This window comes from Marinobacter sp. UBA2498, assembly GCF_002341575.1.
GTDB lineage: Bacteria > Pseudomonadota > Gammaproteobacteria > Pseudomonadales > Oleiphilaceae > Marinobacter > Marinobacter manganoxydans.
This window is the reverse complement of record NZ_DDOI01000112.1, coordinates 1-15,248: the sequence shown is the minus strand read 5'-3', so window position 1 is coordinate 15,248 and position 15,248 is coordinate 1. Positions and strand designations below refer to the sequence as shown.

Annotated in this window: 13 protein-coding genes; 6 read left to right on the top strand and 7 right to left on the bottom strand. The window is 57.6% G+C overall.

Translation table 11 applies throughout. The features are described 5' to 3' along the window. Positions 1 to 194: 194 nt before the first annotated feature. The 3 genes from B2W52_RS15630 to B2W52_RS15620 form a co-directional block, all read right to left on the bottom strand. Positions 195 to 452, bottom strand: a complete 258-nt coding sequence (locus B2W52_RS15630) for a hypothetical protein (protein WP_008171388.1) — start codon at positions 450 to 452, stop codon at positions 195 to 197. Between the two features lie 47 nt (positions 453 to 499). Then, positions 500 to 1,372, bottom strand: coding sequence for a DUF2846 domain-containing protein (locus tag B2W52_RS15625; protein WP_008171386.1), 873 nt, complete (start codon positions 1,370 to 1,372; stop codon positions 500 to 502). A gap of 139 nt (positions 1,373 to 1,511) precedes the next feature. Next, positions 1,512 to 2,492: a hypothetical protein gene (locus B2W52_RS15620; RefSeq protein WP_092030852.1), complete on the bottom strand. Its 981-nt coding sequence runs from the start codon at positions 2,490 to 2,492 to the stop codon at positions 1,512 to 1,514. Between the two features lie 296 nt (positions 2,493 to 2,788). Between B2W52_RS15620 and purE the strand changes: the two genes are divergently transcribed. The 6 genes from purE (at position 2,789) to B2W52_RS15590 (ending at position 10,030) form a co-directional block, all read left to right on the top strand. Beyond that, the gene (gene purE / locus B2W52_RS15615; RefSeq protein WP_008171382.1) at positions 2,789 to 3,280 is read left to right on the top strand and encodes a 5-(carboxyamino)imidazole ribonucleotide mutase; all 492 of its coding nucleotides are present in this window, start codon (positions 2,789 to 2,791) and stop codon (positions 3,278 to 3,280) included. 17 nt (positions 3,281 to 3,297) lie between these two features. After that, the gene (locus B2W52_RS15610) at positions 3,298 to 4,416 is read left to right on the top strand and encodes a 5-(carboxyamino)imidazole ribonucleotide synthase (RefSeq protein WP_053112521.1); all 1,119 of its coding nucleotides are present in this window, start codon (positions 3,298 to 3,300) and stop codon (positions 4,414 to 4,416) included. Between the two features lie 71 nt (positions 4,417 to 4,487). Then, positions 4,488 to 5,066 (top strand): superoxide dismutase [Fe], encoded by a 579-nt coding sequence (sodB, locus tag B2W52_RS15605; protein WP_008171376.1) that lies wholly within the window; start codon positions 4,488 to 4,490, stop codon positions 5,064 to 5,066. 284 nt (positions 5,067 to 5,350) lie between these two features. Continuing rightward, the gene (locus B2W52_RS15600) at positions 5,351 to 7,411 is read left to right on the top strand and encodes a putative bifunctional diguanylate cyclase/phosphodiesterase (protein ID WP_008171375.1); all 2,061 of its coding nucleotides are present in this window, start codon (positions 5,351 to 5,353) and stop codon (positions 7,409 to 7,411) included. Positions 7,412 to 7,433: 22 nt separating this feature from the next. Continuing rightward, a complete protein-coding gene (locus B2W52_RS15595) occupies positions 7,434 to 8,021 on the top strand; it encodes a LemA family protein (RefSeq protein ID WP_053112523.1) in 588 nt (195 codons plus the stop codon). A gap of 11 nt (positions 8,022 to 8,032) precedes the next feature. Beyond that, positions 8,033 to 10,030: a M48 family metallopeptidase gene (locus B2W52_RS15590; RefSeq protein WP_286803701.1), complete on the top strand. Its 1,998-nt coding sequence runs from the start codon at positions 8,033 to 8,035 to the stop codon at positions 10,028 to 10,030. A gap of 4 nt (positions 10,031 to 10,034) precedes the next feature. On the opposite strand, the gene gspD is transcribed toward B2W52_RS15590, so the two are convergent. The 4 genes from gspD to groL form a co-directional block, all read right to left on the bottom strand. Continuing rightward, entirely contained in the window at positions 10,035 to 11,987 is a 1,953-nt protein-coding gene (gspD, locus tag B2W52_RS15585) for a type II secretion system secretin GspD (protein ID WP_273071623.1), read from the bottom strand. A gap of 32 nt (positions 11,988 to 12,019) precedes the next feature. Beyond that, entirely contained in the window at positions 12,020 to 12,871 is an 852-nt protein-coding gene (locus tag B2W52_RS15580) for a type II secretion system protein N (RefSeq protein ID WP_273017816.1), read from the bottom strand. Position 12,872: 1 nt separating this feature from the next. Continuing rightward, on the bottom strand, positions 12,873 to 13,664 hold the full coding sequence (gspN, locus tag B2W52_RS15575) for a type II secretion system protein N (RefSeq protein WP_008171366.1): 792 nt from the start codon (positions 13,662 to 13,664) through the stop codon (positions 12,873 to 12,875). Positions 13,665 to 13,797: 133 nt separating this feature from the next. Then, positions 13,798 to 15,248: chaperonin GroEL (groL, locus tag B2W52_RS15570; RefSeq protein ID WP_286803700.1), on the bottom strand; the 1,451-nt coding region annotated here is incomplete at its 5' end.

The window sequence follows — 15,248 nt, the reverse complement described above, 5'->3', positions numbered from 1 at the left end:
TCCCAGCTGAGCTAACCACCCACTTTCAAGCCTTCCTATCTAATCTAAAAAGGCATTCACTTGCTTGCCAGCCGTGCTGTCTCAACCAAGTGAGAGGCGCATTTTAAGCATTTGGCTGACGGTGTCAAATATTTTCCGGCAATTTTATAAAAAAACCTGCAAGCCATTCAAAAGCGTACAGTTTTTAAGCAAATTCAGTTTTTACCCGAGGTCTTGCTAGCGGTTTTGACTGCCCGTATGGCCGGGCGATTCTGGCCCGCCTGCTGAGCCTTCTCCTGCAGGGACAATTCACTGACACGACTGCGCCTGTCTTCCGGAACCGCCCGATTGGCCAGGGAGCAGTTCAGGTCATCAAGCCGTTTCTGCAGATCGCCCCAGCTATCGAGTAGTTGGGGGACCACATCATCGGCCAGTTTTTCAAATCTGAGTCGAAGAGAATCCTTGAGAGCCATTGTTTTAATTTCCCGAGTCCTTCACCTGCCGTCAGTGTAGTCAGCACTCAGAAAATCCACCAGCCACCACCGGATTCTGCTTCTTCCCGACGCTCACGTTCCTGCTCCAACTTGGCGTACTCACGCTCCAACCTGTCGATTTTCCGATCCGTTTCCAGGGGAACCGTGGGACCACCGCCGAACGGCCAGAACCAGGACGTGGATTCGTACTTGCCCTCCTGCTTCAGGCGCTCGATCTCGAGCTCACGCTCCTCCTCCAGCAGCACCAGTTGCCGCTCGTAATCCAGGTCTTCATTCACTTCCACAATGGAGGTAGCCGCGTGGTTTGGCGCCAACAGATCACTGTTCAGAAAACGGGTGGAAACAATCTCCTCTGCCTGCATGGCATATTCCCGCGTCACCAGCTGGAGGTCGCCCTGATTCAGCGAATGATCCGGATCCAGGTCCGGATGCCGTTGGCCCGGTTCCGAAAGCTCGTTATAACGCAGGTAATAGATCTGTCCTGGCTCAACGTCCAGCGTGGCATCGGCGATCAGGCTAAGACTGAAGGAGTTCATGCCCTCCAGACCAAGCAAAGGTCGGCGCATGGCAATGTGGCGCTCTCCGGGGCTTACCTCAAGCCAGGTGAAGCTGTCGTTGCGAATGTTGAAATAGTGGGTGTCATCTATGTAGACACTGGGCGCTTCAATTTCATCAGCCGCCCATTGGGAGTGTGTCCTGTAGAAGTACAGCACCGCGTTGCGCCGATCCCAGCTATCGTTGTCGATATGAACGAAGTCATGCCCGGAAACCGGATGCAGGAACGACCCGACGCTTTTGCCGATGGACTGATAAACCGTACAGCCCGGCAACGCCAGCAACAGCCACATCGCTGCCAGAAGCCGGGGAACAAGAAAAACGGAAGGCACTCGGGTTTTCATTGTTGTTAACTCTTCATCCTGATTGCGAGTTGCCTGATCTTAACAACTGCACAAAAACAGAAATGAGAGCTACCGCAAGGGATGGCTACAAACCGTTACAAAACCCGAAATGCCGATTGCTGGACCACGCTACGGGCAGTTACTGCCCGCTGATCTGGCTCCGTAACTGATTCACCTCTTCAGACAGCCGAACCAGACGGGAGGTCAGTTGTGACCGCGAGGCATCGATAGACTCAACCGTGCGCTTGAGACTGGCCACCTCATTACGGAGCGCCTGAACCCGGCCATCATCGGCCAGCTCATCGGTCTCCCGCTCCAGGGCCGAGATCCGACCCTCCATGCCGCTGATTCCCAGCTTCTGCTCCTGCTCAAAACGCCGGATACGGCTCTCGATCACCTGATCCACATCCGCCAGCTGCTGGCTCAATTTCGTCAACTGATCTGTTGCCTGCCGGTTGGCATCCTGCAGCGCTGAAATCGACGTCTCCGTTTGTTGTTTCAGGGCTGCAATATCGGCGGAAAGCGAGGACCGGACCTTTTCAACCGACGTCTCAAGCGAACCAATGGCCTGCTTGCCCTCCGCAAGGCCGGATTCCAAGGCGGCAATTCGTTCCTGCTGCTCATCGAGACGCTTCTTGTTGCGTTCATTGGCAATGGCCCAGAGTTTCCGGATCTCACTGTCTGCCGTATCCAGACGCTTGGTATGCGCCGCGATCTGCTCCTCCAGAGTAGCGCCCCGCTCCTGAAGGTTTTCCCCCGTTTCCGAAAGCTCGCCCTCAAACCGAGCAAGCGCCAGCTTGCTCTGCCGCGCCCAGTAATCCGCTTCTTCAAGCTGCCCTTCCAACGCCTGAACCCGCTGCTCCTGGGAGTACCAGCCAGCACCCGCGGCAACGGCCAGCACAATCAACAACACCCACAGCATTGCCGAGCTACCGCGACCATTGCTGCCGCCACTTCCGTTACCGCCCTTTCCACCTTTGGGAGGCTTCGCTGGTGTCGACGGTTCGCCTTTCCCTCCGGACGCTGGCCTGGACTTTCTTTCCGCTGCCTTTTTCGACTCGGCACTACCAATCGGTCGTTCAGCCCTCAACTCATCATCATCTGGACGGATCGGTTCCATTACAGCTCCTGAGTATGGACGGTTAAAATAATAAGGTCTGATAATACCTGTACTTACCCGCAGGTAAAAATGAAGCCGCGCTCATGCCAAATCTTCCAGAGCGTTCGGGGCGGAGTTGAGAGGCCTTTTCCGGAAATGTCTGAAGCCAAGGATGGCTTCAGTCAAGCGCACATGGATGTGCTCGTAGCGGTTTCCGGAAAAGGCCTCTCAACTGCGCCTTCCACCAAGGTTTGTTGCATGGTAAGTAGCCAAAACATACAATGGCCGGCTTTCCAATTATCACAGGACTGTTGCATATGCAGCCGCTTGTAGGACTCATCATGGGCTCCAAATCCGACTGGCCCACCATGGAACACGCCGCCACCATGCTCGAAAAACTTGGCGTGCCCTATGAAACCAAAGTCGTCTCGGCCCATCGCACACCGGATCTGCTTTTTGACTACGCCAAAACGGCCGCAGACCGCGGTTTGAAAGTCATTATTGCGGGCGCCGGCGGCGCAGCGCACCTGCCGGGCATGGTTGCCTCACAAACCGCCCTGCCGGTCCTCGGTGTTCCTGTTCAGTCCAAAACCCTGAATGGTCTGGATTCATTGCTCTCCATCGTCCAGATGCCAGGCGGCATCGCTGTCGGCACCCTCGCTATTGGTAAAGCCGGTGCAACCAACGCTGGCCTGCTGGCAGCGCAGATTATTGGCACCTCAGACGACAGCGTACGCAAAGCGGTTGAGCAGTTCCGGGCCACACAGACCGAAACGATTCTGGACAATCCTGATCCTCGGGACCAGTAACAGGCAGGAGAACTCGAATGAGAATTGGTGTACTGGGCGCCGGCCAACTGGGAAGAATGCTGGCACTGGCCGGATACCCACTGGCCAAGACCTTTGTTTTCTATGACATGTCCGGCAGCCCCAGTGCCGGCCTTGGTGAAGTCATCATCGACCGCGAGGGCCAGTACCTGGATGATTTCCTCTCCCGGGTCGACCGTGTTACCTATGAGTTCGAACACCTGCCAGTAAACGTGGCCGAGAAAATTGCTGCTCACAAACCGGTTCACCCCTGCCCCCGGGCATTGCAGGTGTGTCAGAACCGGGAAGCGGAAAAGACTCTGTTCGGCGAGCTGGGCATCCCCACGCCAGAATGGAAAATTGCCGATAGCGCCGCCTCGTTGAAAGCCGCGGCCGAGGAACTTGGCTGCCCGGTGGTAGCGAAGTCCAACACCGAAGGATACGACGGCAAAGGCCAGGCCGTACTCAAATCGCCTGAGGACGCCGAGGCCGCCTGGACCTCCATCGGCCACCCCCGCCTTATCGTGGAAAAGTTCGTCGACTTCCACCGGGAAGTGTCGATTATCGCCGTTCGCGCTGAAGACGGTGAGCTGGCCTTCTACCCGATGGCGGAGAACACCCACCACGAGGGGATTCTGCGCTACTCCATTGCGCCTGCTCCGAAGCTCGAGAAGCACGTTCAGGAAGATGCGGAGCGGTACATCAAGGCACTACTGAACGAATTGGACTATGTCGGCGTATTAACGCTTGAGTTGTTCGAGACAACCGATGGCCTGGTCGCCAACGAGATGGCGCCGAGGGTTCACAACTCGGGGCACTGGACCATCGAAGGCGCGATGACCAGCCAGTTCGAGAATCATATTCGCGCTGTTAGCGGACACCCTCTTGGCAACGTTGCTCCACGTGGGTTGAGCTGCATGATCAATATCATCGGAGAGCACGGCGACATCGAGCGAATCCTCGAACTGCCCTACGCCCATGTTCATCTCTATAATAAGGGTGAACGACCGGGTCGGAAGCTGGGCCACGTAAACATTCTGGCCGACAGCTACGAAGAGCTCGTCTGGCGGGTGAAGAACTGCGCCCAGTTCCTGCCGGGCAGCCCAGAGTTTAAAAGTTCTTTAACACCAAAGGGTTGATCTGACTCAAATCGACCCTATATTGGGGTAACGAACATCAACATAAACAGAGAGACAGGGAGAACGACCTCATGGCATTTGAACTTCCCGCACTGCCCTACGAAAAGAACGCACTGGAACCGCACATCTCTCAGGAAACGCTCGAGTACCATTACGGCAAGCATCACAACACCTACGTCACCAAGCTCAATGGCCTGATCGAAGGTACGGACAACGCCAACAAATCGCTTGAAGACATCATCAAGAGTGCCAGCGGCCCGCTGTTCAACAACGCCGCACAGGTCTGGAACCACACCTTCTACTGGCACTGCCTGAGCCCGAACGGCGGTGGTGAACCCACCGGTGCTGCCAAGGAAGCGATCGAGAAGGCGTTCGGTTCTTTCGAAGATTTCAAGAAAGAATTCAATGATAAAGCAGCCAACAACTTCGGTTCTGGCTGGACCTGGCTGGTGAAAAAAGCGGACGGCACCGTTGCCATCGCAAATACCAGCAATGCTGAAACCCCGTTGACCGGTGCCGATAAGCCGGTACTGACCGTCGACGTCTGGGAGCACGCGTATTACATCGACTATCGCAACTCCCGCCCGAACTACCTGGAAGCTTTCTGGAACCTGGTGAACTGGGATTTCGTAAACGAAAACCTGGCCTGATCCCGGCCTCGCTTCCAGACACAGTCTAAAACGACTGTGATCAAGCGCCCGCCTCTGGCGGGCGTTTTTGTGTCTGCGATACCCAAGCAATTACAATTTGATACAAGCACACTCTGAAATCTTTGGAAAAATCGCCGATACTCCATGAAGATATCGCGAACCTGAACCATACTTGGAAACAACCATCAGGGTGAGCCCCCACGCACATCACCCAAAGTGCGACACCTTTGCCCTGAACCTTGCAGATCAGCGGCTCTGCAAAAACCGGAACAAGACAGGCTTGAATGCAAAACTCCTTCGAGGTTGAACATCGCCTGGGCTATCGAATCTTACGGTGGATTCTTGCGGTGGCCCTTGCCAGTGGCGTCGTTGTCAGTGCCATACAGGTCATCCTGGACGCCCAACGCGTGTCCAGAGGGCTGGATAGCGATGCCAAGCAAACCATCGCGATGGTGAAAGACGCAGCCACCCAGGCGGTGTTCAGCATCGACGCCGAACTCGCGCAACAAGTCGTGGACGGCCTCTTCGCCAAGGAAGCGGTCCACATGGCCCGCATCGTCCACCCTGACGGCGACCCACTGGGAGATCGCAGCCGTCCACTCCAGGAAACCGCTTTCCGCCCGGTCACCGATCCGATTTTCGACGCCGACCGGCTCTATCGGGAACCGCTTTTCCGCGAGGGTAATCCGGAAGACGTCTACGGCTTTCTTGACGTTCACTACGACACTGCAGCAGCGGCCCGCACCTGGTTGGACAGGGCGGCTGTCACTTTCGCTTCCGGCATGGCCACAGCTCTCATTCTCGGCATGGTGTTGTTCTATGTATTCCACCTGCTCCTGACGCGCCCCCTCCTCCGAATTGTCAATTCCGTGAGGCAGGTGGATCCTGCGCACCCGGATGACCGCCTGGTCACCACGCCATCCGGCCACCAGAGCGACGAACTTGGCCTCTGGGTCAACGCAACCAATAACCTCCTGGTGGCCATTGGTGACAGCCAGAAACGTCATCGCGAGGCGGAGGACCGGGTGAGCCGTCTCTCACGTTACGACCAGCTCACTGGCCTGCCCAGCCGGGATACCTTCATGGAGTTGCTGGTGCGGGATATTGAGGATGCCGCCAGGCGCAACGCCCAACTGTCGCTGATTGTCTGCGGCATCGACGATTTCAAATCGGTGAACGAGCAGTGCGGTTTCCGGTCCGGGGACCTTATTCTACAGACCGTTGCCGACCGCCTGACCAACAAACTGGACAATGCCCGCTTCACCATTGCACGCCTCGGCAGCGACCAGTTCGTGGTTGTCCAGAAAGGACTTCGGGACGGGTTTCAAGCAGCAGACACAGCTGAGCGAATCCTGGCCTGTGTCAATGAGCCCATGCTGGTCGAAGACCAGAACATCTCAATCAGCGCCACCCTGGGGGTTGCTCTTTACCCCTCCGACACCAGCAAGGCAGACCGACTGCTTCAGAGTGCCGAACAGACCATGACCCTGGCCAAGCAGAACGGTCACAACCACTTCCAGTTCTATGTCGCCAGCATTGACCAGGAAATCCGGGACCGGAAGCAACTGGAAAAGGATTTGTCCCAGGCTCTTGGTAATCACCAATTTCATCTGGTTTACCAGCCCCAGATTAATCTGGAGAGCAAACGGGTAATCGGGGCAGAGGCATTGTTACGTTGGGAGCACCCGACTCGTGGCACGGTTCCCCCCGACTTCTTTATCCCGGTGGCCGAAGCAAACGGCTCTATCGTGGAAATTGGCCAGTGGGTTCTGGACCAGGCTTGTTGGCAGGCAGCTCGCTGGGCCTCGGACGGCTCGCCGCTTCGTATTGCTGTTAATCTCTCGGCCGTTCAGCTGCGCCAGGAAAGCATTGTCGATGATATTCTCGATACCCTGCGACGACACAAGATACCGGCCGGGCGGCTGGAGCTGGAGGTAACAGAAACCAGCTTCATGACCAACCTGTCAGACGCCGTAGCCAAACTCCACAGACTCAACAAAGCGGGAATAAGCATCGCGGTGGACGACTTTGGAACCGGCTACTCGTCACTGACCTACCTCAAACAGATGCCGGTACAGCATCTGAAGATCGACAAACAGTTTATCCGCGATCTGCTGGTCAATGAGGAAGATACCCGAATCGCCAATACCATCATCGACCTTGGCAAGAGTCTGAACCTGTCAGTGGTTGCTGAAGGGGTGGAAACGGCAGAGCAGGAATATTACCTGAGCCAGCGTGGCTGCAAGCTCGCCCAGGGCTATTTCTTCAGCAAACCGTTGCCGCCGCGTGAATTTGAGACCTTCGTTAAAGGTTTTCACGAGCAGATCGTGGAAAATAACCTCTGAACCACTACCTCTAGGAGTTGCCATGGGAACCACTGTTATCGGCCTGATCGTTATCGCCGTCATTGTTTTCTATCTGGTCTTTATCTACAACCGCCTGGTTTCCCTGCGCAACCAGTTCAAAAACGGGTTTGCCCAGATTGATGTTCAACTGCAGCGTCGGCACGACCTTATTCCGAATCTTGTGGAAGCGGCAAAAGCCTATCTGACCCACGAAAAAAGCACCCTCACCCAGGTGATGGAAGCCCGCAACAATGCGGTCAGCGCCCAAAAAGACGCCGCCAAGGATCCCGGCGATGGAACCAAGATCCAACGCCTGGGCAGCGCCGAAAACCTGCTCACCAAGGCGCTCGCAAATTTCTACGCCGTGGCCGAGAACTATCCGGAGCTGAAGGCCAACGAAACCATTCAGCAACTGATGGAAGAACTCTCCAGCACCGAGAACCGGGTCGCCTTTGCCCGCCAGGCCTATAACGATGGCGTCATGAGCTACAACATTTTCCGGGAGCAGTTCCCGAATAATGTTATCGCCGGCATGTTTGCGTTCAAGGAAACGTCGCAACTGGAACTGGAATCACCGGAAGCCCGTCAGGCACCGAAAGTGGCCTTCTGAGGCCCTGAATCATGGCTCATCCCGGTTTCTTTCAGCGCCAGGCCCACGCCCGGCGCAACACCACTCTGCTGGTTTTTCTTTTCCTGACGGCGGTCGCGTTTATCACGCTTGCCGTCTGCCTTGTGGGTTATTTTGTAACCCGTAGTGAATCCTCCGGTCTTGCGTTCCACCACTGGCTGCTCTCCAATCATGGCCTGCTGACCGCCGTTACGGTTGTTTCCCTGATTGTTCTGGGTTCCCTGCTCCGCTGGGTTGATCTGGCGGGAGGTGGCGACCGGGTCGCCAAAATGGTTGGCGCCAGGCCCATTGACCCCGATACCCGCGACAGTGACGAGCGCAAACTGCGCAACATCGTTGAGGAAATGGCTATTGCCAGTGGTGTTTCGGTGCCGGAACTCTATGTGATGGATCAGGAAACCGGCATCAACGCTTTTGTGGCCGGCTATACGCCGGGCGAGGCTGTTATGGTCGTCACCCACGGTGCTATTACCCAATTATCGCGAGACGAACTCCAAGGGGTAGTCGCCCATGAATTCAGCCATATTTTCAACGGCGACATGCGGCTGAACGTTCGGCTCATTGCCCTGCTTGCCGGCATCCTGATGATCGGACAGATTGGCGGCTTTCTACTGCGCGCATCCTTCTACCGCGGCCACCGGGTGGGTCGATCACGGGACGGTCGGGCCCAGGCAGCCATGGGCATCATTGGTCTGGCCCTTTTTGTGATTGGCTATGTGGGCGTTTTCTTTGGCCGGCTGATACAGGCAGCGGTCTCCAGGCAACGCGAAATGCTGGCAGACGCATCCTCCGTGCAATTTACCCGCAATCCCGAAGGCATTGCCGGAGCGCTGTTCAAGATCGGAATGAAGGGCGGTTACCTGGACACAACCAGCCACGCCAGCGACATGAATCACATGTGCTTTGGCGAAAGTGCGCGGATGAAGTTCACCTCTTTGCTGGCATCCCACCCGCCCATAGATGAGCGAATCAATGCCATTCAGCCTGGCATGCTGGCCAGATTGCGAAGCCGGCTCAGGGATACCGAACCAGGCGCCGATCTCTACCGGGGAGGCTCTGGAGCACCAGAAGCGGGCGCGTCCGGGTTTAGTGGCGCGGCAACCGACATACTCGGGCCGGTTACCGGCAGGAGTGGCAGAACCTCACCGCTTGCATCCAGCCCGGAAAAAACCATAAAACCGGCCCGGAAATTTTCAGATCAGGTCGGCACTATCAACCGGCAAAGCGAAGATTTCGCCCTGCGTTTTCTGGAACGCCTGCCAGCCACCTTCCGAAACCTGCTGTACACCCGGGCCGGGGCCACGCAGCTCTGCTATGCCATGCTGATCAGCGAACTGCCGCGTCCACAGCAAACGGAACGGCTGAACCTGGTGCCGGCACATCCGGTATTGGGCAGCCAGCCGGATCTACTCGAGAAACTGCTGCCGGCACTGAAAACCATCGGCGATGGCGTCCGTTTCCCTGCCCTGGAACTGGCCATGCCTGCCCTTCGTAAGCTGGACCCGGAAGAGCGGGAGTTGCTCATTACCAATGTCCAGAAACTGGTGGCGGCGGATAACCGGGTTACCCTGTTTGAACTCGCTCTGACAAGCTTCCTCTCACGCCACCTGGGCGACGAAGCAGCCAGAGTGGTACCGGTGCGCTATAAGAGCTACAAACCGGTCATGCCGGCCCTCCAGAGGCTCCTGAGCTTGATGGCAAGGGCTGGGTCTGAGTCCCAATCTGACGCCGAGAAGCTCTATCGGGAGGCCATGGCCGGCTTCATGAATGCGAATGATGGAGTGGAACCGGTTCTCGAAAAAGTCACCATGCGCCAGCTACGGGAAGCGTTGACCGCGTTGAACGGTCTTTCACCGCTGCTGAAACCGGCAATCATCGATGCCTGTGGGCACTGCATTACCCGCGACGGGAAAGTGGAAACCCGGGAGTATGAATTGATGCGGCTGGTGGCGGACCAGATGGATTGCCCGATGCCGCCACTGGCTGTCTGAGCGCTTACTGGACCCGGGTGCTACCGTCTTCAAACAGTGCGTCCACTGTCGGACGCTGCTCTTCGGTGGGGATACCCAGCTTCTCCCGGATGTTCAGATTGACGTCCCAAAGCTGATTGAACTTGTCAGAAGTAGCCGCAACGGCCTCTTCCTTACCCAGCATGATTTTGGGGCGCAGGAACACCAGCAGGTTGCGCTTCACCCGGCGCTCCGATTCGGAGGAGAACAGGCGACCAACGAACGGGATGTCACCCAGCAGGGGCACCTTGCTCTTGTTGACCTGGTAATCATCCCGGGTCAAACCGCCCAGCACGATGGTCTCGCCATCATCCGCCAGTACGGTGGTCTTGATTTCCCGCTTGTTGGTGACGATATCCGAGGCGTCCTCGATGCTGTCTGCCACGTTCTCTGTGGTCTGCTCCACCACCAGACGCACCAGGCCGTCGGCACTGATGGTCGGGGTAACCTTGAGGGTCAGACCGATATCGCGACGCTCGATGGTGGTGAATGGATTGGTGGTGCCGTCACCGACAACCGTCGACTGGCCAGTGCGGAACGGGACATTCTGGCCCACGATGATCTCCGATTCCTGGTTGTCCAGGGTGATGATGCTCGGCGTGGAAAGCAGGTTTGCCGCCGCCGAGGTGGAAAGCGCCTGCAGGAGAATCCCCCAACTGACACCATCCTCGTTACGCTGGCCGGCGCCGATGGTGATACCACCTGTTGCGGGGGTAATGGCGGATTCAGTCAGAATCGCGCTCAATACCTCACCCAGGCTGCGCCCCACGTTGCCGAAGTTGGTGCCGGCCACTGGTGAGGATTCACCAGACTCGTCACCGACGGCAACCTGGACGCCCAGATCCTGTCCCAGCTCGTCGCTGATCTCGACAATCGCTGCCTCAATCATCACCTGGGCACGACGCACATCCAGCGCAGCCACAATCTGTTCGGCTTCCTGCATCAGGGACGGCTCGCCCCGAACCACCAAGGCGTTCAGCCCTTCATCGGCGAAGACCGCGAAATTGCTCTGCGGCCGTGAGCCTCCAGCAGAGCCCCCTGACCCTGAGCCTTCTTTGACCAGCTCGCCCATCACACCCTTGAGAATTTCAGTGAGATTCTTGGCATCGGCGTGCTTCAGCCGCAGCACCTTGGTAGCGCCACCGGTGGCTGACGGCTGATCCAACTGCCGGATCAGACCGCGCATCTTGTCCCGGAAGGTCTCATCACCCCGTAGAATCAGTCGGTTACTGCGCTCGTCCGCGGTAATGCTGTACTTTCTGGCGGAATTGTCACCACCGGCCCGACCCAGTTCATCCGGGGCCAGTTCCTGCAGCAGAGTCACCATGTCGCCGACCCAGGCTTCCTGAAGCTGAATGACTTCCACTTCGTACTTGGACGGGCTATCCAACTCCCGGACAATCTGCTCGATACGCTGGATGTTTGAGGAATGATCGCTGATGATCAGCGCGTTGGCCGCGGCCACACCGGCCAGGTGGCCGTACTTGGCCACCAGCGGGCGCAGAATCGGCACCAGCTCCAGGGCGTTGGCGTTGTCGATCTGGATAACCCGGGTGATCAGCTGCTCGGAGGGGGTTTCGGGAAATCGCTCCAGGATTTCTGCCGACTGCTTGGCATCAACCTGCTGCACCACCTTGATCACTTCTTCGCCGGGAATGGCAGTGAAGCCGTGAACATTCAGAACCGCCAGAAACAGGTCGTAAATCTCATCCTTGTTCATGGGCGCGCTGGAGAGCACGGTTACCTTGCCCTTTACCCGCGGATCCACCACAAAACTGTACCCGGTAATGTCCGCGACCTGGGTCACGAACGCACGGATATCGGCGTCTTTCAGGTTCAGCCGCCATGTCTCGGCTTCCTGCCCATAAGCCATGGACATAAAGGGAAGGAGAAAAAGCAGGACAATGGCCCGCAAAACATTGATCTTGTGGTTATACATCTGGCGATTTCGTCCTGTTTCGATGAACCCGGTCAGCGCCACTGCTCGGGTATGGCATAACTGATGGTGAGGATGGATCCGTCACGCTCGATTTCTATCTCCAGCTGGGCCTGGCCGCGCCAGTTCTCAAGCAGGGCCTTATCCTGGCTGATATCGCCCAGCCGCTGACCGTTGATAGCCGTTATCACGTCCCCGGCCTGCAGGTTGACGGAGTTAAGCATGGCGTTAGAGCCGTCATACACGTAACCGGACATGCCGCTATTGTCCACCGGGCTCAACCCGAAAGGCGCCAGTGCGGCAATGCCCTGGCTGTCAATCTGTTCACGGGCGCTGGCCAGGAACTCATCCGGTGATGATTCTGCAGGCTCCTCGGTCACTTCTGCAACCAGTTCAGACGACTGCTCCTCGAAAGTCAGGGATTCGTATCGCCCACCCCGACGAATCAGAATACGCCCTGGTTCCACTTCCGCCAGCTCGGCATTGCCGGGTAGCATCTCCCCTACCCGGTAATATGCGGTTTCTCCATTGCTCCCAGCAACTATAGCACCGGAGTCCTCCGGGCGCTGTGCGACAAGTACCCCTTCCAGCCGGAGCCGAAGCCGGGTTTCCGGAGCCGAGCGGCGAACCGCATCGGCCACCTCGACCGGTCGCTCAGACCGCCCGAAGAAATCGTAAACGGCTATGGACGTCGTCAAACGGCTACCGCCTGACAGACTGCCTGCACCGGCTGCGACCGGCGCGTCTGGCACCGGCCGGTCGTCCCAGGCGTATAACCAGGTCATCCGGGCGAGAGTGTTGGCCAAATACACCACCAGCACCAACAGCAACAGGTTGGCGAGGATCCGGGAAATCCGGCTCTGGGCCGGAATACTCAACAGCGCCATATTATCTTGCCCCCGGTACGAGAGGCTGGCGTACCCGGAATACGACATCACCCGGGCTGGCAGAATCCGGCCAGGGCTGGCCGGCGAGATCCACCATACGCTTGTAGACACGCAGTTCCATCATTCCGTTCCAGAACACGGTGGCATCTGCTGCTGGCCCCTGGGCGCCCTGCTCGGAGACGGTCAGCGCCACACCACCCTGGGAGGTATCCATCGTCGCCTGCATGGGCGGAAACTCGGCCTGCCCACGCTGGCCACCCATTGGCCAGGTCACCAGGCCGCCATCCCAGCGCCCCAGGCCTTCCGCCCGCGTAATCCGGTTATCGGCCCAGGCCATATTCAGACGGTCAATCATGACTTCGCCTTCAATCATGGCGCCGCCGCTCTGGCGGATCAGCTCCTCAAACTCGGCCACCGTGATCCGTCCGCTGGCATCAAGCTGGGCACTGGCCGGCCAGCCCACCGTAACATCGCCGTTGAGCGAGGATTGCGACGATTCCAGGGAAATTCGGGCTGGCCATTCCAGGCTGGTGACCGACGGCATATAAAGGCGCCAGTCAACACGCACCGGGAAACCGGCCACCACAACCCCGGCTTCGCCATCCCAGAGTTTGCCGGCAACCTGCTGAACCTTTACCTGGGGAGGCAGAGATACATGGGCAGAGGCTTGCTGCCAGACCCATCCCGCAGGGACCAGAAAGACCAGTGACAGCAGATAGACCAGAGCGCCCAGCAGCAGGAGCAAGAATACCTTGCCGGGGCGGAGAAAGGATTTGGGTTCAGCGTCACTCATTCGGCGTTGCACAGATAATGGACCGGAAGCCGAGTCTAGCAAAGCCATGGGGCAAGTTCATGACAAAAAAACAAAAACCCCGCGTTGGCGTGAACCAACGCGGGGTTTTTCAGGGGCCGAGATCAGGCCGGCATTACATCATGCCGCCCATGCCTCCCATGCCGCCCATTCCACCCATGTCCGGCATACCGCCGCCGGCAGACTCGTCCTGCGGCTCATCCGCAACCATCGCCTCAGTGGTGATGATCAGGGAAGCCACAGAAGCGGCCGCCTGCAGAGCGGAACGGGTGACCTTGGCAGGATCCAGGATACCCATTTCCAGCATATCGCCGTAGGCTTCGGTCGCGGCGTTGTAGCCGAAGGAACCTTCGCCTTCGCGAACCTTGGCAACCACAACAGAAGACTCACCGCCTGCGTTGTAAACAATCTGGCGCAGAGGAGCTTCCATGGCACGGCGCAGAATGTTAACACCGGCTTTCTGCTCTTCGTTGATGGCGTCTACCTTGTCCAGGGCCGCAATGGCACGGATCAGGGTTACACCACCGCCCGGCACGATGCCCTCTTCAACCGCGGCGCGGGTAGAGTGCAGCGCGTCTTCAACGCGGGCCTTCTTCTCTTTCATTTCCACTTCGGAACCGGCACCAACCTTGATAACGGCAACACCGCCAGCCAGCTTGGCAACACGCTCCTGCAGCTTTTCCTTGTCGTAGTCGGAAGAGCTGTCTTCGATCTGCTTGCGGATCTGCTCAACGCGAGCTTCGATGTCCGCCTGCGCACCAGCACCGCCGATGATGGTGGTGTTTTCCTTGGTGACGTTCACACGCTTGGCTGTGCCAAGGTCATCCAGGGTGGTGTTCTCAAGAGTCAGGCCGACTTCTTCAGAGATTACGGTACCACCGGAAAGGATCGCGATGTCCTGCAGCATTTCCTTGCGACGGTCACCAAAGCCAGGCGCCTTGACAGCGTTTACCTTGACGATGCCACGCATGTTGTTCACTACCAGAGTGGCAAGCGCTTCACCCTCGATGTCTTCAGCGATGATCTGCAGCGGCTTACCAGCCTTGGCTACAGCTTCCAGCACCGGCAGCAGCTCGCGGATATTGGAGATCTTCTTGTCGACCAGCAGGATGTACGGGTCTTCCAGCTCGGCAGACATGTTGTCCTGGTTGTTGATGAAGTACGGAGACAGGAAGCCACGGTCGAACTGCATACCTTCAACCACGTCCAGCTCGTCTTCCAGGCCTCGGCCTTCCTCAACGGTGATGACGCCTTCCTTGCCAACTTTCTGCATCGCATCGGCGATGATCTTGCCGATGGTATCGTCACCGTTGGCAGAGATAGTGCCTACCTGAGCGATCATCTTGCTGTCGTCACAGGGCTTGGCCATATCACGGATTGCCTTCACGGCTTCCGTTGTGGCCTTGTCGATGCCGCGCTTCAGATCCATCGGGTTCATGCCGGCAGTAACAGCCTTCACGCCCTCGTTAACGATGGACTGAGCCAGAACGGTTGCAGTGGTGGTACCGTCACCAGCTGTGTCGTTGGCCTGGGAAGCCACTTCTTTCACCATCTGGGCGCCCATGT